Here is a 20,565-nt window from a genome sequence, read left to right on the forward strand (position 1 = left end):
TCGGGGCCCGGCGCCGGCAATTCGGGCTTTCAGCGCACTGCCGGCGGCGCGGGCAGTGCGGAGGCTTCCACGCCCGCAGCCACGCCCGTGCCCAGCGACCACAGCAGCGCCGTGGCCTGCTGAGCGTCGAGCAGCGCATTGATGCGCGTGACCTGCAGGTTGTGGAAGTCGCCCTCGGTGGAGATCACGTCGAAGAGCGAGCGGCGGCCGAGCTGCTGCCACTGCAGCCGCGTGGCCTGGCGCAGCCGCTGGCTGACCTGCAGCACCTCGGCGCTGCGCAGTGCGCGCTCGAAGGCCGCATCGGCCTGCTCGTGCAGCCCGGCCACGCGTTCCAGGCGCTGCGACAGCGCCTCGTCGCGCTGCGCCACCGCGGCTTCGCCGCGCTGCGCCGAGGCGCGGATGGCCGGCTGCGCCGTCGGATCGAGCAGCGGCACGCTCACGCTGATGCCGCCGCTCCATACCGTGGAGGCGCCGCCGCTGCCCGCGAGCTGCGTGCCGCCGACGCTCCAGCTCCACTGCGGCTGGCGTTGCGCGCGCAGCGCGCGCGTGAGCTCGCGCTGCGCCTCGGCCTGCGCCGTGAGTTGTGCGACGGCGCTGGCGCGTGCGGCCTCGTCGAGCGCGCGCTGCAACGGCGGCGGCTGCTGCAGCAGCAGCTGCAGCGGTGCCGTGGGCAGCGATGCATCACCGATGAAGCGGCGCAGCCGGATCTCGGCCTGGCGCTGCTGTGAGCGTGCCTGCGCCAGCGCCAGCTCGGCCTGGCGTTGCGTGTTGCGGGCCTGCAGCAGCTCGCTGGCGCGGCCGCGGTCGGCAGCCACGATTTGTTCCAGCGCGCCCACCAGGCAGCCCATGCGCGCCGTGTAGCGCTCGTACACCCGGGCCTGCAGCCCGTAGCGCTGCTGCTCCAGCGCGCTGGACAGGGTCTGCAGCGCCACCTGCTCGCGGGTGTCGAGTTCGCCCAGGCGCGCAGCGTCGAGCAGCCGCGCGCGCCAGTCGGCCAGCGCGGCGCTGTAGCCGGCGTCCCACAAGGGTGCACTGACGTTGAGGTCGGCGCGGGCCTGGCTGCCGTTGCGCTGCAAGCCGGCCACGCGCTGGCCGTTGGCCAGGGCGCTGCTGCTCAGCGTGGCGCGCGGCAGCGGCGCGGCCCGGGCTTCTTCCAGGTCGCTCTGCGCGGCCTCGGCCAGCAGCCGGGCCGCGCCCACGGCGGCGCTGCGCGCCTCGGCCTGGGCCAGCAAGGCCTGCAGCTCGCGCCGGGCCGCTGCGGCGGCCTGCGCGTCTGCGGGCAGCAGCTCCACGGGCTGTTCCTCTTCCGTGCCGCAGGCGTCGGCTGCGGCGGCTGGCCCTGCCAGCGCGGCCGCCAGCAGCGCGGCAGCCGCGCGCAGGCCCCAGGCCTGCAGCCGGGGCGGTGTCCGGTACTTCATGGCTCAGCGATCAACGTTCCTGGAAGGCCTCGTGCGCGCGCAGCATCGGGCGCATCAGGAAGGTCAGCACCGAGCGCTCGCCGGTGCGGATGTCCACCGTGCCGGTCATGCCGGGGATCACGGGTAGCGGCTCACCATGCGCCGGGCGCAGCACCGCCTCGTCGGTACGCACCAGCACGCGGTAGTACGTGGCGTCGGCGCCGGGGCGCTCGGGGTCGCCCAGCACGTCGGGGCTGATGTGCTCGACGCGGCCCTTGAGCCCGCCGTAGATGCCCACCTCGTAAGCGCTGAGCTTGAGCTCGGCGCCCTGGCCGGTGCGCAGGAAGCCGATCTCCGCCGGCTTCACGCGCGCTTCCACCAGCAGCCGGGAGCTGCTGGGCACGATCTCCAGCACCGGCGCACCGGGGCCGACCACGCCGCCCACGGTGTTGACGCGGATGTTCTTCACCAGCCCGTCCACGGGCGAGGTCAGCACCGTGCGGCGCAGCACGTCGGCGCGGCCGCCCTGCTGCTCGTCGAGCTGCGCCAGCTCCGAACGCACGCGCAGCAGCTCGGTGCTGGCGTCCTGGCGGAAGCGGTTGGCGCGCTCCTGGCCCTGCAGCAGCTGCTCGTTGAGCTGGCGCTGCAGCCGCATCACTTCAACTTCCGACAGCAGCCCCTGCGACGACATCTGCTGCGCCACGTCGAGCTCGCGCTGCAGCAGTTCGGCGCTGCGGCGGTTGGCGGCCAGGGCATCGTCGAGGGCGCGACGCCGGGCCTGGAAGGCATCGGTCTCGGCGCGCAGCAGCGCCGTTTCCTGCCCCAGCGACGCGGGAAAGCGTGGCGCGCGGCCGGCGGCTTCGGCCTCCAGCCGGGCGATGGTGGCGCGCAGCGCCTGGCGCCGGGCCTCGCCCTCGTTCTGCTGGGCCTGGAAGCGCGTGGGGTCCAGGCGCGCCAGCGGCTCGCCGGCACGCACCTGCTGGCCTTCGCGCACCAGCAGCTCCGCCAGCAGCCCGCCTTCGAGGCTGGCCACCTGCTGCTCGCGGCCGTCGGGGATCACGCGCGCGTCGGCGCGCGTGACGCGGTCCACCCGCGCCAGCGCGGCCCACACGACGAAGGCCACCATCAGCGCGCCGATGAGTACCAGCGCCCAGCGCCCGCGCGGCAGGTCGTCCAGGTGCTGCGCGGCGCGCAGCTCGGACAGGTATTGCGCCTCTTCGGCGCTGATCGGGGTTCGGGAGGCCATGCGCGACAGCTCTGTCTCTCTAGGCACGGGCGGCCAGTGCCGCGGGGGCCATGGCGGCTGGGGTCGATGTGGGCGCTGGTCCAGGCGCAGACGGGGCCGGGGCCGCGGCGCCGGGCTTGTGTCCGGCCAGCGCAGCCAGCACCAGTGCCTTGGGTCCGTCGAGCAGGACCTGGCCGGCGTCGATCACGACCACGCGCTGCGCCAGCTCCAGCACGGCCGGGCGGTGCGTGACCATCACCAGCGTGCGCTCGCCGGCCGCGGCGCCGAGCTGGCGCAGGAAGGCTGCCTCGGACTGCGCGTCCATGGAGCTGGTGGGCTCGTCCATGAGCAGGATGCGTGGGCGCGTGACCAGGCAGCGCGCCAGCGCCACGAGCTGGCGCTGGCCGCCCGAGAGCAGCGCGCCCATCTCGCCAACCTGCAGTTCCCAGCCTTGCGGGTGGCCCTCCACCAAGCGGTCGAGGCCGGTCAGGCGCCCGACCTCCGTCAGCGCTGCGGCATCGATGCCGGGGCGGCCCAGCACCACGTTCTCGCGCAGCGTGCCGGTGAACAGCCGCGGCTCCTGCGACACGAAACCCACCTGGCGGCGGAAGTCGGCATGGTCCAGCTGGCGCAGGTCGATGCCGTCCACCTCCACGCGTCCCTGGGTCGGCTCGTACAGCCCGGCCAGGATGCGCAGCACCGTGGACTTGCCGCTGCCGATGCGGCCCAGCACCGCCACGCGCTCGCCCGGCTCGAAGCGCAGGTTCACGCCCTTGAGCACCTGCGGGGGCGGCGCCTCGCCGCTGGGCGGGTAGCTGAACTGCACGTCGCGCAGTCCGATGCGCCCGCTCAGCGCCATGGGCGGCAGCGCCGGCGCGCCGGCGCTGCGCTCGGTGGGCAAGGACATCAGGTGGTCGAGCGACTGCAGCGCCGCGCGCGCGCTCTGGTAGCGCGTGGCCAGCGACACCACGCCCGACAGCGGCGCGATGGCGCGCCCGGCGAACATGATGCCGCCGATGAGCGCGCCGGCGCTGAGCTGGCCGTCGGCGATGAGGTGCACGCCCCACACCAGCATCACCAGCGTCACGAGCTGCTGTGCTGCGGAGCTGAGGTTGTTGGTCCAGCTGGCCAGGCGGCGCGAGCGCAGCGCCGTTGCGGCGCCGGCAGCCGTGGCCTGGTCGTGGCGCTGCACGAAGCGGCCGGCAGCACCGACGGCCTTGAGGTCTTCCAGTCCCTCCAGCGCCTCGACCTGCAGCGCATGCAGGTCGGCCTGGTGGCGCAGGTTGTCTCGCATGGTGCGCCGCAAGGCACCCTGCATCAGCGCTGCGGTGCCCAGCACCAGCGGGATGGCAGCCACCATCACCCAGCCCAGCGGACCGGCAGTGGCGAAGATCATGGCCGTGAACAACAGCACGAAGGGCACGTCCGACAGCGCCGAGAGCGTGGCCGAGGCGGTGAAGTCGCGCACCAGCTCGATCTGCGCCATCTGGTGCGCGCAGGCACCTGCCGAGGCCGGGCGGTGCTCCATGCGCACTTCCAGCGTCTGGCGGAACAGCGCCGAGCCCACCAGCAGGTCGGCCTTCTTCCCGGCCAGGTCGATGAGGTGGCTGCGCAGCTGGCGTGCGGCCAGGTCGAACAGCAGCGCCACCAGGCTCACGGCGGCCAGCGCCCACATCGTCACGAACGCCTGGGTCGGGATGACCTTGTCGAAGGTCACCGCCGACACCAGCCCGATGGCCAGCGTCAGCACGTTGCTCAGCAGGGCGGCCAGCAGCGCCGAGCGGTAGTAGGGCAGGAAACGCCGCAGCGTGCCCCAGAGCCAGTGCGGAGCGTCGCCGCGCGCCGTGATGCCCGTGCCCGTGCCCGTGCCCGTGGTTTGCGGCGTGGCCAGCAGCGCGAAGCCGCTGTGGCGCGCTGCCAGCGCGGCCTCGTCCTGCGTGGTGGTGGCGCCGGTGAGCGGGTCCGTCACCTCGTAGCGTCCGTCGTCGAGGCGGCGCTGCACGATGCAGGCGCCGCGCTCGTGCAGCATCAGCACGGCCGGGAGCAGCAACTCGCTGAGCTGCGCCAGGGGCCGCTCGACGATGCCGGCCTTGAAGCCCGCGGCCTGCATCACGCGCAGCGCCTGTGGCGCGCCGAGCTGGCCCTCCACGGGCTGGCCGGCCAGCAGCGAGGCGGCGCTGTGCGTGCGGCCGTGGTGGCGGCACAGCCACAGCAGCGCGGCCAGCAACGGGTCGGTCGCAGTGGCGGGATCGTGGGACATGGAGGGCTTTCTGCTGAGAAATCAGCCCGCGCGGTGCTGCAGCGCCAGGCGCTCGAACTCGGTTTCGAGCGCGCGCACGAAGCGCGGCGTGTCAAAGAGCACTGACGCGCGGCCGTGCTCCTGGAGGTAGCGCCGGTACGAGGCCACGCGCGCGGGCGTGCGGCCCAGCAGGATCGCCATGCGCTCGTACTCGGGCAGCGTGGTCGTGATCAGGTCCGGCAGGCCCACGTGCGTGAGCAGGCTGCCGGCCATGCGCGAGATGTAGCTGCGCCCGGAGAGCGTGAGCAGCGGCAGGCCCATCCACAGCACGTCGCTGGCGGTGGTGCCGCCGTTGTAGGGGAAGGTGTCCAGGAACAGGTCGGCCAGCTGCAGCCGCGCCAGGTAGTCGGGCGGCGCCACGCGCGGCGCGAAGATCAGGCGCTCGCGTGCCACGCCGGCGGCGTCTGCGGCGCGGCGCATGTTCTCCTGTGCCCACTCGTTGTCCGCCAGCAGCCACAGCACGCTGCCCGGCACGGCGTGCAGCACGCGCATCCAGCTGCGGAACACGTCCTCGGTGAACTTGAAGTTGTTGTTGAAGGCGCAGTAGACGAAGGCATCCTCGGGCAGCCCGTACTGGGCGCGGGTCGGGCGCGGGCCGATCTCGCGCTTGCGGTCGCTGACCTGGTAGCAGTCGGGCATGTAGATGGGCCGCTCGCTGCTGTAGGTCAGCAGCTCGGGCGGCATGACGTAGCGGTCGGCGATGACCCAGTCCACGCCCGGCAGCCCGCAGGTGCCGGGGAATCCCAGGTAGCTGACCTGCACCGGTGCCGGCCGGTGGGCCAGGATGGCCGGGCGCGCGCCGCTGGTCAGCCCGTGCAGGTCCACCAGGATGTCGATGCCCTGCTGCGCGATGAGGTGTGCCGCGGCCTCGTCGGAGAGCGCGGCGATGGGCCAGAGCTTGTCGAAGCCGGCCTTGAGCCGCGCGCGCAGTGCCGAGCCGTCCTCGCTGCTCCAGCAGAAGGCGTGCACCTCGAAGCGGCTGCGGTCGTGCAGTTCGTAGAGCTCGGCCGTGAGCAGTCCCACGGCGTGCATGTGCAGGTCGCTCGACAGGTAGCCGATCCTGATGCGCCCGCTGCGCGGCGGCTGCGCGGCGTGCAGCGGGGTGGGCGGCAGCTTGGGCACGCGCTCCAGCACGAAGCGCTGCGCCGCCACCATGTGCAGCGCCGGATCGTCGGTGGCGCTGAGCATGGCCAGCGCCGAAGTGCCCGCCAGCAGCTGGTAGTGCGTGACCGCGCCCACGGGCTCGTACACCGGCCAGGCGCACTGCTTCTGGCGCAGGTGCACGTAGTGCTGGATAGGGCCGGACTGGGCGGGATTGAGCGCAAGGCTCTGGCGCAGCCAGGCCTCGGCCTGGTCAAAGCGGCGCAGCTGCTCCGTCACGCGCGCCAGGTTGTTGAGGGCGTGCAGCCGCAACTCCAGCGTGGCGGCGTCGGTGCCGGGCAGCGCGGCCACGGGCTCCCACTGGGCCAGCGCCTCCTCGTGATGGCCCTGGCGTTCGAGCTGATGGCCCAGGTTGAGCTGCGCCTGTGAAAAGCCGGGAGCGAGCTCCAGGGCTTGGCGGTAGGCGCGTTCCGCGTCGGTGCTGCGGCCGAGCGCACCCAGCACCACGCCCCAGTTGAAGCAGGCCACGTGGCGCATCGGCGAGGCCGTGTGCGTGATCCAGTGCTCGTAGAGCGCCGCCGAGGCCTCGGGCAGCCCCTGCTGGGTCAGGCGGCCGGCGCTGTCGAGCAGCTCGGCCAGCGGCATGCGCCCGGAGCGGGCCTGGGCCAGGATCCGTTCCACGGCAGCGTCGTGCACGGTGGCGGAAGCGGGCGTCGTGTCGAGGGGCTGGGAAGGCATGGGCGTCCGAAGAATGGGAAGCATCGGCCGCGATTGTCGGAAAGGCCTGCCCCGCCCGATCGCTGCATCAGGCCGGTGAAGGCGGGCCAGATCGGGCGACGGCGCGGGCTCGTGCGCCGCGGTCAGCCGGCCGGCTTGAGGGGCTGGACATGCTGCTGCATCCACGTGCACAGCGCCGCCGTGGAACTTGGACACTTGTAGTCCGCGACCCAGGCGGTCAGCAGGCCGGCAATACCGATGAGCAGTCCGATCCAGTAAAGCCCATGGTGCAGGAACCTGCGGCGCATGGAAAAGGCTTCCAGTTCGAAATTGACCAGGTAATCGTCCTGCCAGGGGTCATTGACATGGCGCGACATGAACAGCGCGGCATTGATGCCCGCCAGCAGGAAAAGCAGCAGTGCCGCGAGCAGCGCTGCCACGAAGACAGGATTGCGCTTCAGGTTCAAGCCGTCCGCGATGAGTGCCAGGGCGGCAGGCGTGGCCAGGTACAGACCTATGTGGAACTTGATGTAGTCATAAATCAGCTTGAATTGATCCCTCCGGTCGGCAGGTGGAACCGAAGATCCCCAGCGCTTTTTGGGCATGGTGCGCGTCATCATCTTTGTCCTGCTGAAGGTTTGAAGTAATTTCCAAGGGGAAAATGGCGCCGAGAAAGGCGCCATGACTGTGGTGCCAACGCCATGGGGCGAGGCTCAGGCCAGTTTCACGCGCTCCTTCTGAAAAATTTCAAGGGCGCATCGGGCTGCCTCGGAAAAAATTTCGAAATTCTTCAAAGGACTGCGCCCGATGAAGGCATTCAGGCACGGCAGGCTTTGCAGGGGAATGGGGTCCAGGTTCTGATCCCTCAGGCCGGCGTCCTCGTACTCATTCACCAGCTTGTCGAGATACTTTTCCATGGTTCTTACCTGGCCCGTCAGGCCCTGGTTGTCGTCGATGACGTCGTTGAATATGGCGAGTTCCCGGTTGACGACTTCGAGGGCGAGCTGCATTTCATTGACGGCGATCATGTATTTCTCATATGCGGCATGGGAAATGAATTCCGAGCCATCCTTCACCACAACGGATGCCTTCAGCTGGCGACGTGCCATCTTCGTTTTGGAATAGATTTCTATCAGGTTTTTCAAGGTTGCCCGCCGGAATTCATTGATGGCGTTCTTGCGGTTCTGCAATCGTCCATATCGATGCATGAAAACACCGCCGGAGACCACGATGACAATCAACTGGACCAGGAATTCCGCGAGCCGAAGGCCCAGATGGTTGGCTGTCTTGTCCGATGGCTTCTCGATCAATCCATGCGCAACGAAAGCCAGAAGCGCTATCAAGGCCACCAGGAGAAGCACGGTTTTCGCGATGAAGTTGGCAGTGACGCTGTCGCTGATTCCGACCAAGGCACGCATGGGAACCTCCAGAAGAAGATTTGGGGGATCAGGTCCTGCCCGACGAGGCGTCTGCCTGCCCGGCGGACAACGCCGGTGTAACCAACTTTGCCGGCGGCATGAAAGATTCAATGCTGGTGTGGGGGACACCGCCGCGGTCGGTGCAAGCCTCACGGACCGGCCGGGCGTTGACAATGCCTGTGCCAGCATGATCAACCGCAGCCGCCTGTGAAAGGAGCGTCCCGATGCCGCATCGCCTGCCTCCCTGGAGCGAGGTGCACGCCGAGGTGTCGCCACGGGCCCAGGCGCTGGAGGACTGGCTGCTGGACCCCGGCCGGCGCCAGGGCCCGGGCTGGCGCGAGCGCTTTGCCGAGGGCTGGGCGCGGCTGCTGGCCGAGGCCTCGGTGAAGGACTGCATGTACGTGGGCTTCCGCTTCGAGCCCGGGCGCTCGCCGCTGCGCGGCAGGCTTTCGGACCAGGGCTGGCTCAGCACGGTCGAGTTCTGCGGCGACGACGCGCGCGCCGCCCGGCACCGCGCCGTGTGCGTGTCCTGGATCGAGGATTTCGGCACGCGTGCCTGGGTGGACGGCGTGGAGCTGCCCGTGCCGCGCGCCGAGGACGGCTGCCCGCTGGCCGATCCGCACCTCACCGGCTGGAGCGCCGGGCGCTGGTGGGCGATCGGCGTGGGCGGGCTCTTCGACCACCCGCTGGACGACCCGGCGGAAGGGCTGTGGCTGGGCAGCGTGCGCGGGCTGCTGGTGTGGGATGCGCAGCGCCGCGCCGCGCACTTCGAAGTCCCGCACGACGACGAGCTGTGGACCGCGCCGGCCATGGCCGTGGAGGAGGGCGAGCTGAGGGTCTACGCGTCGGTCGACGACGTGGGCCTGGCCGCGCCGGCGCGGCGGATTGCGCTGGAGCGGGCGTTCGGGGGCGCGTAAGCGCGGCGGCGGGCGTCGGGGTCCGGGCGGCTCAGCCCGAGCGCTTGCCCTGCGCCCGCCACAGGTACTTTTCCAGCCGCTGCAGCGCCTGCGGCTGGGCGTCGGCGAAGCGGCAGCCCAGGCGCAGCCCGGCGGCGTCGGTGCTCATGAAGGTGACGTGCAGCAGCTCCAGCGTGAACTGCAGCCGCGTGTCGATGTCGAGCTCCAGCCAGGCGTGGGGCACGGTCTGGCCCGGGTGCAGCAGCGGTGGCTGGCCGTGGGGCAGCAGCAGCGCGCAGCCGCCCAGGCTCACGTCGAGCACCTGCAGCGACAGCGCCGTGCCGGGGTCGTCCGGGCAGCGCAGGTGCGCGGTGGGCGCGCCCGCGGGGCGCACGCGGCGGCTGCGGCGGCGGCTGATGCGCAGCACGCATGCCGGCAGCGCCGCCTGCAGCGAGCTGCCCGCGGCACCGTGCGCCAGCAGCAGGTCGTGCAGCTCGAACTGCAACTGCACGCCGTCCAGGTAGGCGGTGGCCAGCGCCTCGGCGCCGGCCAGCAGCGCCTGCAGTTGCGGCGCGGCGGCGTCGGCGACTTCGAAGCCGATGCGCCGGCGCACGCCGTCGTGCGCCAGCAGCCGCGTGCCCAGCAGCGCGCCTTCAGGGGTGCTCAGGTGCAGCGGCGTGCCCTCGGCAATGAGGCGCCGCAGCAGCGAGGCGATGTCCAGCGGCGTGCGCAGCTGCCGCACCTCGGCGTCTTCGGGCGGCGGCAGTGCCGTGCAGGCCGGCCGGCGCGCCTCGTCGGCGAGGGCGTCGGCGCCGGTCGGCATGGCCGGGTTCAATGCAGCGTGCGCGGCTCGTCGAAGCCGGCAGGCAGGGGCCCGGCCAGGCTGCGGATGCGCGCGTCGTTGAGCAGGATGCGCTGCAGGATGCGGGCCTTGTCGCGCGCCTGTTGCGGCGCCAGTGCCTTGCTGCGCGCGGCCTGGTTGAGCGCGGAGATCAGCACCCCGCAGGCGCCTTCGAGCCGCATCACCTGGTCCCAGTCGCCGCGCTGCGCGGCCGACAGCATGTCGGCGCTGGCCTGTTCGATGGCTTCGTAGTAGCTCAGCAGCGGGGTGTCCATGGCGGGCGCGGTCGCTTCGGGCAGGAGAGCGGGAAAGGGCAGGCGGTGGTGCGGCGTGGCGTGCGGCGGACGGGCGAGGCGCGTCAGCGCGCGCCGTCCACCTTCGGGCCGATGGCTTCCCAGGCCTCGCGCAGCGGCTCGATGAGGCGCTTGCACTCGTCGAGCATCTCGGCGCTGGCGTGCAGGTTGGCCTGCGTCAGCCGCATCGACACGTAGCCGTAGAGGCTGTCGAGGTCGGCGGCGAGCTGGCCGCCCTGCCTGAGGTCGAGGGCGCTCTTGAGGCCCTCGTCGACGATGCGCGCGGCGCGGCCGATGGCGTTGCACTTGCCCGCCACGTCGCCCTGCGCGATGGCGCCCTGCGCCTGCGCGATGGCGCCCAGCAGCCCGTCGAAGAGCATGGCCACGAGCCGGTGCGGCGAGGCGCCGGCCACGCCGGTGTGCACGCCCACCTGGTGGTAGGACTGGGCCAGGACGGCGCCGGGAGCGCGGCGGGGGGCGAAGGGAGAAGCGGAATACATGGCGGGTGGGCTGATCGGTGTTGTGCCTGGGTGTTCTTATCGGCCTCCCGCGGCTGGCGCTTGAGTGCCGAGTGGTTGCGTGCGCAGGTTTTTCTTCAGGTGTCGGAGGATGAAGTGCCCAGCGCCTTCATCTGCGCGGTCACGTACGACGACAGGCTGTTGAGCTTGCTCATGTTGGCGTCCAGCGCCTGATACTGCTTCTCCAGCCGCGCCTTGGTGTTGGCCACGCGCGCTTCGAGCTTTTCCTGGTCGGTCTGGTTGCGCTTGAGCTTGGTCTGCAGGCCCTCGGTGCGGCTGGTCACCAGGCCGTCGGTGCCGTTGAGCCGGTCGGCCAGCTCGCGGAATCGCACCGCCAGGCCGTCGTTGCTCGCCGTCGCGGTGTCGGTGCTGGCGAAGAGCTTGCGCACCTCGTCAGGCTGCTGCAGCGCCGTCTTGGCCTTGGCCGTGTCGAGCTTGAGGGTGCCGTCGCTGCTGGTGTCGAAGCCCACGGCGCGCAGGCTGGAGAACACGCCGGCGGCGCCGTTGCTGGCGTTGAAGAGGCCGCGCAGCTGGCTGCGCAGGCTGATGGCGGCGCTGTCGCCCTGCAGCGTGGCGGCGGTCTTGGTGCTGGCGTTGTACCTGGTCTGCGTCACCAGGTAGGAGTTCAGGGCGTTGTAGGCACCCATGAAGTCCTGCATGGCCTTGAGCTGCGCTTCGGCGTCGTTGGCCACCGACACCTTCACCGGCGTGTCGCTGGTCTTGTTGAGCGTCAGCGACAGGCCGTCGAGCGCGCCCGTGACCTGGTTGGTGGTGGACTCGGACTCCACGCCGTTGATGGTGAACCTGGCGTTCTGCGCGGCCTGGCCCTGCGTCATCTCGGGGCCGCCGCTCAGGCCGGCGGCGTAGCTGAAGTCGGCCATGCCGTCGGTGCCGGTGACCATGATCTGGTCGTTGAGCCCGGTGGACTTGGCGCTCAGCGCCAGGCGGGAGGTGCCATCGGGGTTCCTTACCACCGAGGCGGTGACGCCGGCGCCGGAAGCGTTGATCTTGTCGCGCACCGCCTCCAGCGTGGCGCCGGCCTCGAAGCTCATGTTCATGGCCGCGGAGCCGGACTTGGCCACGGGCGGGGGGCCGTAGTCCTGCACCAGCTGGATCGAGAGCGTGCCCGCGCCCATTGAGGCGGAGGTGGCGATGGCACGCGAGTACAGCGTCTGCGAATAGGCGATCTGCTGCACCGTCACCGAGTACTCTCCCGAAGCGACGGCGCCGCTGGAGCTGGCCGTGAGCACGCTGGGGTCAGAGGCGGTGGCCGTGCCCTGCTTCCACAGCGTCGGGCCGGCCAGGGCGGCGGCCTTGTCGCGCAGGTCCGACACCAGGCTCTGGACCTTGCCGTAGGCGGAGATCTGCGTCTGGATCGACGAGGCCGCCTTTTGCAGGTTGGCAATGGGCTGGCGCTCCAGGCTCACCAGCTGGGAAACGATGCTGCCGGCATCGAGGCCGCTGCCGATGCCAAGCGAGGAGACGGTGCCGCTCATGCTCGCTGTCCTTTAATGGAAGTTCACTGGCAAATCGGCACGGCGGCGCGGAACTTGAGGGTCGAATGTGCGCGCGCGGGCACGCCGGCGGCGCGGGCGCGCATTCGGTCTCCCTCCCGTCCGGCGCCCGCGACGGGCGCCGCTGCCTCAGCCCTGCAGCAGCTTTGCCACCTGCTGGGGCATCTGGTTGGCCTGGGCGAGCATGGCGGTACCGGCCTGCTGCAGGATCTGCGCGCGCGAGAGGTTGGCGGTTTCCGCGGCGAAGTCGGTGTCCATGATGCGGCTCTTGGCAGCCGACTGGTTCTCCACCGAGGTCTGCAGGTTGGAGATCACGGAGTCGAAGCGCACCTGCGTGGCACCCATGAGGCCGCGCTGCGTGTTGACGGTGTCGATGGCCGCGTCGATGTTGTCGATGACGGTGCTGATGGCCGCGGCGTTGGCGGTGTTGTCGATGACGGCACGGCCCGCGCCGGTGTTGTCGGTGCCGGCCACGGCGGTCATCGTGGCGTCAGCGGTCAGGTCCGTGGTCGTGACGGTGATGGAGTCGTCGCTGGTGGTGTTGGCGCCGATCTGGAACTGCATCGCGCCGGCATCGGCACCCAGGATGTTCTTGCCGTTGAAGGTCGTGCCGCCGAGCACGCGCTGCACTTCCTTGGCCAGCTCGCCGAATTCCTTGTCCAGCGAGTCCTTGTCGGAGTTGCTGTTGGTGTCGTTGGAGGCCTGCACGGCGAGTTCGCGCATGCGCTGCAGCGCGTCGCTGACGCGGCCCAGCGCGCCTTCGGCGGTCTGCGCCAGGGAGATGCCGTCGTTGGAGTTGCGCATGGCCACGTTCATGCCGCGCACCTGCGCGCTCATGCGCTCGGCGATGGCCAGGCCGGCAGCGTCGTCCTTGGCGCTGTTGACGCGCAGGCCGCTGGACAGGCGCTGCATGGCGGTGGCCTGGGCGCTCTGGCTGTTGTTGAGGTTGTGCTGCGCGTTGAGCGAAGCAAGGTTGGTGTTGATGACCTGTGACATCGCGGCTCTCCGGTTCGGGCGCCGGCGGGGAGTCCGGGCGCGGGATGGTGTTCGTGAGGCCCCGATTCTTGGGCGTCGCGGCGGCTGCGTATGCGGCGACTAGCGGGGTATTTCCGGCCCAGTTCGGGCAGCAAAGAGAAAGGCCGCGCTCCGGCGGGGAGGGCGGCCTTCGGGGGTGCAGCAGCGGTCGCGCCCTGGGCGCTGCCGCTGTTGCCGAGCCAGTGCTTACTGCAGGAGCTTGACGACCTGCTGGGGCATCTGGTTGGCCTGGGCGAGCATGGCGGTACCGGCCTGCTGCAGGATCTGCGCGCGCGAGAGGTTGGCGGTTTCCGCGGCGAAGTCGGTGTCCATGATGCGGCTCTTGGCAGCCGACTGGTTCTCCACCGAGGTCTGCAGGTTGGAGATCACGGAGTCGAAGCGCACCTGCGTGGCACCCATGAGGCCGCGCTGCGTGTTGACGGTGTCGATGGCCGCGTCGATGTTGTCGATGACGGTGCTGATGGCCGCGGCGTTGGCGGTGTTGTCGATGACGGCACGGCCCGCGCCGGTGTTGTCGGTGCCGGCCACGGCGGTGATCGTGGCATCAGCGGTCATGTCCGTGGTCGTGACGGTGATGGAGTCGTCGCTGGTGGTGTTGGCGCCGATCTGGAACTGCAGCGCACCGGCATCGGCGCCCAGGATGTTCTTGCCGTTGAAGGTCGTGCCGCCCATGACGCGCTGGATTTCCTTGGCCAGCTCGCCGAATTCCTTGTCCAGCGAGTCCTTGTCGGAGTTGCTGTTGGTGTCGTTGGAGGCCTGCACGGCGAGTTCGCGCATGCGCTGCAGCGCGTCGCCGACGCGACCCAGCGCGCCTTCGGCGGTCTGCGCCAGGGAGATGCCGTCGTTGGAGTTGCGCACTGCCACGTTCATGCCGCGCACCTGGGCATTCATGCGCTCGGCGATGGCCAGGCCGGCAGCGTCGTCCTTGGCGCTGTTGACGCGCAGGCCGCTGGACAGGCGCTGCATGGCGGTGGATTGCGCGCTCTGGCTGGTGCTGAGGTTGCGCTGCGCGTTGATCGACGCGATGTTGGTGTTGACAGACATGCTCATGATGGAACTCCGTGTCTAGTGGATAGCCCGGCAGACGCCGGCGTTGCGGCCACTGCTGTCGGTTTTGACGAACCGTTGTGTGATCCGTTGCTTGGTGTATCGGCGCGGCCTCCGGAGAACTTGAGGCCATGTCAACAGAAAAATGCGGGGCTTTTTTCGGCCATTTCAGGCGACCGAGGCCCGGGCTTTCCAACCCGTTATCGGAGCCTGCGCGGCGGACTTGAGGCCCTCGTGCGGGCCCGGCGCGGGGACAGGCCTGTAGGAAAAAGCCTTACACGGGCCCTGGAAGAAAAAGGACTCCAGGCACGGAGATGGACCGATATTGCCGCTTTATTTCCGGCTCTACAGTTCGCTACACGCTGAGAACGCGCCCACCTTCCTACCGGAGACCGCCCATGAACACCGAACAGATCCTTGCCGAAATCCGGGAAGCCAACCTGTCGTACCTGATGCTCGCGCAGAGCCTGATCCGCGGCGACCGCGAGCAGGCGCTGTACCGGTTGGGCGTCTCCGACGAGACCGCGGGCCTGATCGCGGCGCTGACGCCGGCGCAGATGCTCAAGATCGCCTCGGGCAGCACGCTGCTGTGCCGCTTCCGCATGGACGACGAGCTGGTGTGGAACCTGCTGACCAACCATGGCCGCGGCGCCGCCAACGACGGCGTCAACCGGCTGCATGCCTCGATCCTGATGGCCGGGCGCCACCAGGAAGCGGCCTGATCCGGCCGCTGCCGCCGATCCGACGAACCCCGACCCCGCCTTTCCTCCGGAAGAAGCTGAACCATGGCCCGCAACAAGAGCATCCTGTCCGAAGCCCGCCAGATCGAGCGCGCCGTCACGCTGATCAACCTGGGCGCGCGGCTGCAGGTGCTCGAGAGCGAGACGGACCTCAGCTACGAGCGGCTGCTGCGGCTGTACAAGGAAGTCTCGGGCAAGAGCCCGAGCAAGGGGCAGCTGCCGTTCTCGACGGACTGGTTCATGACCTGGCAGCCCAACATCCACGCCAGCCTGTTCCTCAACATCCACGAGTACCTCAACAAGAGCGCGGCGCTGGAGGACATCGACATCATCATCAAGGCCTACCAGCTGTACCTGGAGCACACCGGTGCGCAGCAGCTGGAGCCGCTGCTGTCGGTCACGCGCGCGTGGCGCCTGGTGAAGTTCATGGACAACGGCATGCTGGCCATGACCAAGTGCAGCCGCTGCGGCGGGCACTTCGTGACGCACCCGCACGAGATCGCCAAGCATTACGTGTGCGGGCTGTGCAACCCGCCGGCGCGCGCGGGCAAGGGCAAGGCCGCGGGCAGCCTGTCGATGCATTGACGGCGCCGGGGCTGCAGCCCCGTGGGGCCACGGCTCGCGGGTGCCGCAATGCGGGCACCGCGGGGGCGGCGCACCGATTTTCCTCAAGGGCGGTGCCTGCGCCGCCGATAAGGCCGGCAGCGGGCCGGCACGGCGCAGCCCGCGCCGTGTCCTGCCGTGAAGCTCGCTCCCTTTCCCATCCAGTTCGTGCTCTCGCACCCCTCGTTGCCCTTCGACGTCTTCAACGTCCAGGGCCACTTGCTGCTGGCCGCGGGGCAGCCCATCGACGCGCAGACGCGGCAGCAGCTCTCGCGCTGGGCGCTGTATGCCGACGCGACGCTGAGCCAGGCCTGGCGCCGCGAACTGGCCAACCGGGCCGTAGCGCGCCAGGGCGGCGACGAACCCGAGGAGTTCGACGAGGACGAGCTGCGCCAGCGCGCGCGGCGCCTGAACCTGAGCCAGCAGTGGATGCTGCTGGTGCTGGCCCTGGAGTCGGCGCTGCGCGAGCCGCAGCCCGACGGCGCCTGGGTACGCGAGGCGCTGGCGGTGCGCCAGCGCGCGCGCCGCCTGGCCGAGGCGCTGCCCGACGCCTCCACGTGCCATCTCGTGCACGTCGGCGGCACGACCACCCATCTCTACAGCTGTCACCAGGCGCTGCGCAGCATGGTGGTGGCCGGAGCCTGCGCGCGCGCGCTGGGCTGGAGCGAGGCCCAGGTGGCCTCGCTGGAATGCGCGGCGCTGACCATGAACGTGGCGCTGCGCCCGTTGCAGGACATGCTGGCGCAGCGCGACGCGGGCCTGAGCGCGGGTCTGCGCTGGCAGGTGGCGCAGCATCCGCGCGAGGCCGCGAAGCTGCTGGCGGCCGCGGGCGTGGCCGACCCGGTGTGGCTGGGCGCGGTGCTGCTGCACCACGACGCGGCGGTGGGCGCGCTGCCGCCGGCCGGGCTCACGCCGGCGCAGCAGGCGGCGCAGCTGCTGCGCCGGGTGGACATCTTCGGCGCCAAGCTCAGCCGGCGCGGCCGGCGCGCGCCGCTGAGCGGATTGCGCGCCGTGCGCGAAACCTGCCTGGGGCCGGACGGGCAGTCCGACGCCATCGGCGCGGCGCTGCTGCAGGCGGTGGGCCTGTACCCGCCGGGCAGCTTCGTGCGCCTGGCCAGCGGCGAGGCGGCGCTGGTGCTGGCGCGCGGCAGCCGCGTCAACGCGCCGCGCGTGGGAGCCTTCACCGGCGCCGACGGCGCGCTGCTCGCGCTGCCGCGGCTGCGCGACACGGCGCAGCCGGCCTTCGCCGTGAAGGCGGCGCTCGATGCCGCACAGGTGCCCGAGCGGCCCGACCACGAGCAGCTGCTGGCCCTGCTGCGCTGAAGGCGCCATGCCCGGCGGCGCGGCGTCTTGATTCAGGACAAATCCGCTGCGACCGGATCAGGTAAGTATCGGTAACGGCTCGACCAGGCCGTGGACCCGCCGTGAACCTCATCCGCCTGCCCTCGCACTACCTGGAACCTCAACGGGCGCTGCCTTTTGACGTCTTCGACGCCCGCGGCCGGCTGCTGCTGTCGGCCGGCCATGGCGTGGACGCAGCCACGCTGTCGCAACTGCTGCGCTGGGAGCCGCACGCCAACGTGGTGCAGTACCGGGCGTGGCGCGCCGAGGTGGAAGGCGGCGCACCCAGGCCCGACGCGCCGCAGGAGCTGCACCTGCCCACGCGCCGGCTGAGCCTGGCGCAGGAGTGGACCATGCTCGTGATGGCGCTGGAGTCGGCGCTGCGCGAGCCGCAGCCCGACGGCGCCTGGCTGCGCGCGCTGCACTCGGTGCGGCTGCGCGCGCGCCACGTGGCGGAGCTTGCCCCGGACGGCTCCATCGGCCATTTCATCCATGCCGGCGGCATGCACACCAACCACTACAGCTGCCACCAGGCGCTGCGCTGCATGCTCCTGGCCGGTGCCTGCGCACGCGCGCTGAACTGGAGCGAGGAGCAGGTGCAGGCGCTCGAAGGCGCGGCGCTGACGATGAACGTGGCCATGCGGCCGTTGCAGGACATGCTGGCGCAGCGCGACTCGGGCCTGAGCGCCGGGCTGCGCCAGCAGGTGGCGCAGCACCCGCGTGAAGGCGCGCGGCTGCTGGCGGCCGCGGGCGTGGCCGACCCGCTGTGGCTGGGCTCGGTGCTGCTGCACCACGACGCGGCGGCGGGCGCGCAGCCGCTGGCCGCGCTCACGCCGGCGCAGCAGGCGGCGCAGCAGGCGGCGCAGTTGCTGCGCCGGGTGGACCTGTTCGGCGCCAAGCTCAGCCGGCGCGGGCAGCGTGCGCCGCTGAGCGGGCTGCGTGCCGTGCGCGAGGCCTGCCTGGGTCCGGGCGGGCAGCCCGACGCGATCGGCGCGGTGCTGCTGCAGGCGGTGGGCCTGTACCCGCCGGGCAGCTTCGTGCGGTTGGCCAGCGGCGAGGTGGCGATGGTGCTGGCGCGTGGCAGCCGCGCCAACACGCCGCGCGTGGGCGCCTTTGCCGATGCCGCGGGGCAGGCGCTGCGCGCGCCGCAGCTGCGCGACACGGCGCAGCCGGAATTCGCCGTGAAGGCCGCGCTCGAACCCGCGGCCGTGCCCGGACGGCCGGACCACGAGCGGCTGCTGGCGTTGCTGGTCCCGTCGCGGCGGCCATGAGGGGCGGCGCGGGCGGCGGCGGGCCGGGCCGGGCGTGCGCGCGCCGGATGATGCCGCCCGGATGCGACTTTTCTCACGCTTGCCGCGCTTGGCGCGGTGCGCGCCCGGCGGTCCGGGCGGCTGGGCCTCGCGTGCTTGCCATGATGGGGCGCCTGCTGCCGCCGCCGTGAACCTGATCCGACTGTCCCCACAGCTCCTGGAGCCCTACAACGCGCTGCCCTTCGACGTCTACGATGCGCGGGGCCGGCTGCTGCTGGCTGCCGGGCGCGGCATCGACGGGGCCACGCGCGCGCACCTGCAGCGCTGGGACCTGTATGCCGATGCGGCGCAGAGCCGGGTGTGGCGCGAGCGCGTGGCGCTGGCGCGCTGGCGCGCGCGCCAGGGGCGGCATGCCACGCCGGGCGAGTCCGCGCCCGCGGCAGCGCGCGTGGAGCCGCCGCGGCTGAGCCTGGCGCAGGAGTGGACGATGCTGGCCATGGCGCTGGAGTCGGCGCTGCGCGAGCCGCTGCCCGACGGCGCGTGGGTGCGCGAGGCGCAGGCGGTGCGGCTGCGCGCGCGCCACGTCGCGGCGCAGGCCAGCGACGCCTCGCTGTGCCACCTGATCTACACCGCCGGGCTGCACACCAACCTCTACAGCTGCCACCAGGCGCTGCGGCGCCTGCTCGTGGCCGGGGGCTGCGCGCGCGTGCTGGGCTGGAGCGAGGCGCAGGTGGCGTCGCTGGAATGCGCGGCGCTGACCATGAACGTGGCGCTGCGCCAGCTGCAGGACATGCTCACGCAGCGCGACACGGGCCTGAGCGCCGGGCTGCGCCAGCAGGTGGTACAGAACCCGCGCGAGGGTGCGCGGCTGCTGGCGGCCGCGGGCGTGGCCGACCCGGTGTGGCTGGGCGCGGTGCTGCTGCACCGCGAGGCGCCGCGCACCGCGCAGCCGCTGGCCGCGCTGGCGCCGGCGCAGCAGGCCGCGTGGCTGCTGCGCCGCGTGGACATGCTGTGCGCCAAGCTCAGCCGGCGCGGCCGGCGCGCGCCGCTGAACGGGCTGCAGGCCATGCGCGAGGCCTGCCTGGGCCCGGAAGGGCAGTCCGACGAGATCGGCGCAGCGCTGCTGCAGACGTTGGGGCTGTACCCGCCGGGCAGCTTCGTGCGGCTGGCCAGCGGCGAGACGGCGCTGGTGCTGGCGCGCGGCCGCCGCGCCTGCGCGCCGCTGGCCGGGGCCTTCGCCGACGCCGACGGGCTGCCGCTGCCCGCGCCGCGGCTGCGCGACACGGCGCAGCCGGAGTTCGCCGTGGAGGGCGCGAGCGACCCGGCGCGGGTGCTCGTGCGGCCCAATCACGAGAAGTTGTTGGCGCTGCTGCGCTGAATGCGCACTGCGCGCGCCGCGCGCCGCTCAAGTCACTGCGTGGCGGGCCGATATCAGGCCGACTCCGAACCAAAAACCCTCACATGTTCGTCCTCATCGGCTGGGCCCTCGCCATGGCGTGCGTCTTCGGCGTCTTCATCTTGCACGGCGGCAACATCGCCGTGGTGGCCAAGGCGCTGCCCTTCGAGATGATCACCATCGGCGGCGCCGCGTTCGGCGCCTTCGTGGCCAACAACCAGCCCAAGGTGCTCAAGGCCACGGGCAAGGCGCTGGCCGGCTGCTTCAAGGGCTCCAAGTACAGCAAGACGCGCTACATGGAGCTCATGGCGCTGCTCTACGACATCCTGCAGAAGGCGCGCAAGGAAGGCCTCATCGCCATCGAGAACGACGTGGAGTCGCCGCACGAGTCCGAGCTCTTCAAGCGCTACCCCACCGTCAGCGCCGACCACCACGTGGTGGAGTTCATCACCGACTACCTGCGCATGATGGTCTCGGGCAACCTCAACGCCCACGAGATCGAGAGCCTCATGGACAGCGAGATCGACACCCACCACCACGAGGCGCATGCGCCCGCGGCGGCCATGACGCGCGTGGCCGGGGGCCTGCCGGCCTTCGGCATCGTCGCGGCGGTGCTGGGGGTGGTCAACACCATGGGCTCCGTGGGCCAGCCCCCGGCGGTGCTGGGCGGCATGATCGGCTCGGCGCTGGTGGGCACCTTCCTGGGCATCCTGCTGTCCTACGCCATCTTCGAGCCGCTGGCCGGGCTGATGGAGCAGAAGGTTGACGAGGGCACCAAGGAGCTGGTGTGCATCAAGACCACGCTGTTGGCGTCGATGCAGGGCTATGCGCCGCAGGTGGCCGTGGAATTCGGGCGAAAGGTGCTCTATTCCACCGACCGGCCGACGTTCGCCGAGCTGGAAAATCACGTCAAGGGCAAGAAGTGACCCGGGCC

General features: G+C 71.2%; 19 protein-coding genes. 7 read left to right on the forward strand and 12 right to left on the reverse strand.

Going from position 1 to position 20,565, the window contains the following annotated elements; translation table 11 throughout:
- Positions 1–29 precede the first annotated feature (29 nt).
- From FJ694_RS24280 to FJ694_RS24305, 6 genes are all read right to left on the reverse strand, one after another.
- Positions 30–1,418, reverse strand: a complete 1,389-nt coding sequence (locus FJ694_RS24280) for a TolC family protein (RefSeq protein ID WP_157269901.1) — start codon at positions 1,416–1,418, stop codon at positions 30–32.
- A 10-nt stretch (positions 1,419–1,428) separates the two neighbouring features.
- Positions 1,429–2,643: a beta-barrel domain-containing protein gene (locus tag FJ694_RS24285; protein ID WP_157269902.1), complete on the reverse strand. Its 1,215-nt coding sequence runs from the start codon at positions 2,641–2,643 to the stop codon at positions 1,429–1,431.
- Positions 2,644–2,662: 19 nt separating this feature from the next.
- The gene (locus FJ694_RS24290; RefSeq protein ID WP_157269903.1) at positions 2,663–4,882 is read right to left on the reverse strand and encodes a type I secretion system permease/ATPase; all 2,220 of its coding nucleotides are present in this window, start codon (positions 4,880–4,882) and stop codon (positions 2,663–2,665) included.
- A 21-nt stretch (positions 4,883–4,903) separates the two neighbouring features.
- A complete protein-coding gene (locus FJ694_RS24295) occupies positions 4,904–6,760 on the reverse strand; it encodes an O-linked N-acetylglucosamine transferase, SPINDLY family protein (RefSeq protein WP_157269904.1) in 1,857 nt (618 codons plus the stop codon).
- Positions 6,761–6,882: 122 nt separating this feature from the next.
- A complete protein-coding gene (locus FJ694_RS24300) occupies positions 6,883–7,359 on the reverse strand; it encodes a hypothetical protein (RefSeq protein ID WP_157269905.1) in 477 nt (158 codons plus the stop codon).
- Between the two features lie 93 nt (positions 7,360–7,452).
- Positions 7,453–8,157: a hypothetical protein gene (locus FJ694_RS24305; protein ID WP_157269906.1), complete on the reverse strand. Its 705-nt coding sequence runs from the start codon at positions 8,155–8,157 to the stop codon at positions 7,453–7,455.
- Positions 8,158–8,381: 224 nt separating this feature from the next.
- Between FJ694_RS24305 and FJ694_RS24310 the strand changes: the two genes are divergently transcribed.
- On the forward strand, positions 8,382–9,074 hold the full coding sequence (locus FJ694_RS24310) for a hypothetical protein (RefSeq protein ID WP_157269907.1): 693 nt from the start codon (positions 8,382–8,384) through the stop codon (positions 9,072–9,074).
- A 31-nt stretch (positions 9,075–9,105) separates the two neighbouring features.
- On the opposite strand, the gene FJ694_RS24315 is transcribed toward FJ694_RS24310, so the two are convergent.
- From FJ694_RS24315 to FJ694_RS24340, 6 genes are all read right to left on the reverse strand, one after another.
- On the reverse strand, positions 9,106–9,876 hold the full coding sequence (locus FJ694_RS24315; RefSeq protein ID WP_157269908.1) for a flagellar regulator YcgR PilZN domain-containing protein: 771 nt from the start codon (positions 9,874–9,876) through the stop codon (positions 9,106–9,108).
- Positions 9,877–9,884: 8 nt separating this feature from the next.
- Entirely contained in the window at positions 9,885–10,169 is a 285-nt protein-coding gene (locus tag FJ694_RS24320) for a flagellar protein FliT (protein WP_157269909.1), read from the reverse strand.
- 83 nt (positions 10,170–10,252) lie between these two features.
- Positions 10,253–10,687 carry a flagellar export chaperone FliS gene (fliS, locus tag FJ694_RS24325; RefSeq protein WP_157269910.1) on the reverse strand — a complete coding sequence of 145 codons (435 nt, stop codon included), beginning with the start codon at positions 10,685–10,687 and terminating at the stop codon, positions 10,253–10,255.
- A 95-nt stretch (positions 10,688–10,782) separates the two neighbouring features.
- Positions 10,783–12,201: a flagellar filament capping protein FliD gene (gene fliD / locus FJ694_RS24330; RefSeq protein WP_157269911.1), complete on the reverse strand. Its 1,419-nt coding sequence runs from the start codon at positions 12,199–12,201 to the stop codon at positions 10,783–10,785.
- 147 nt (positions 12,202–12,348) lie between these two features.
- On the reverse strand, positions 12,349–13,215 hold the full coding sequence (locus FJ694_RS24335; protein ID WP_157269912.1) for a flagellin N-terminal helical domain-containing protein: 867 nt from the start codon (positions 13,213–13,215) through the stop codon (positions 12,349–12,351).
- 225 nt (positions 13,216–13,440) lie between these two features.
- On the reverse strand, positions 13,441–14,304 hold the full coding sequence (locus tag FJ694_RS24340) for a flagellin domain-containing protein (protein ID WP_157269913.1): 864 nt from the start codon (positions 14,302–14,304) through the stop codon (positions 13,441–13,443).
- Between the two features lie 395 nt (positions 14,305–14,699).
- On the opposite strand from FJ694_RS24340, the gene flhD reads away from it, so the two are divergent.
- From flhD to motA, 6 genes are all read left to right on the forward strand, one after another.
- Positions 14,700–15,023, forward strand: a complete 324-nt coding sequence (gene flhD / locus FJ694_RS24345; protein WP_157269914.1) for a flagellar transcriptional regulator FlhD — start codon at positions 14,700–14,702, stop codon at positions 15,021–15,023.
- Between the two features lie 63 nt (positions 15,024–15,086).
- Entirely contained in the window at positions 15,087–15,626 is a 540-nt protein-coding gene (gene flhC, locus FJ694_RS24350) for a flagellar transcriptional regulator FlhC (RefSeq protein WP_157269915.1), read from the forward strand.
- A 156-nt stretch (positions 15,627–15,782) separates the two neighbouring features.
- Positions 15,783–16,967: an HD-GYP domain-containing protein gene (locus tag FJ694_RS24355; RefSeq protein WP_157269916.1), complete on the forward strand. Its 1,185-nt coding sequence runs from the start codon at positions 15,783–15,785 to the stop codon at positions 16,965–16,967.
- Between the two features lie 101 nt (positions 16,968–17,068).
- Positions 17,069–18,256 carry an HD-GYP domain-containing protein gene (locus FJ694_RS24360; RefSeq protein ID WP_157269917.1) on the forward strand — a complete coding sequence of 396 codons (1,188 nt, stop codon included), beginning with the start codon at positions 17,069–17,071 and terminating at the stop codon, positions 18,254–18,256.
- Positions 18,257–18,422: 166 nt separating this feature from the next.
- Positions 18,423–19,613, forward strand: a complete 1,191-nt coding sequence (locus FJ694_RS24365) for an HD-GYP domain-containing protein (protein ID WP_157269918.1) — start codon at positions 18,423–18,425, stop codon at positions 19,611–19,613.
- Positions 19,614–19,696: 83 nt separating this feature from the next.
- Complete coding sequence (motA, locus tag FJ694_RS24370; protein ID WP_157269919.1) at positions 19,697–20,557, forward strand: flagellar motor stator protein MotA; 861 nt, start codon at positions 19,697–19,699, stop codon at positions 20,555–20,557.
- Positions 20,558–20,565 lie beyond the last annotated feature (8 nt).

It is taken from the genome of Azohydromonas aeria (assembly GCF_009760915.1).
In the GTDB taxonomy this organism is placed as follows: Bacteria; Pseudomonadota; Gammaproteobacteria; order Burkholderiales; family Burkholderiaceae_C; genus Azohydromonas; species Azohydromonas aeria.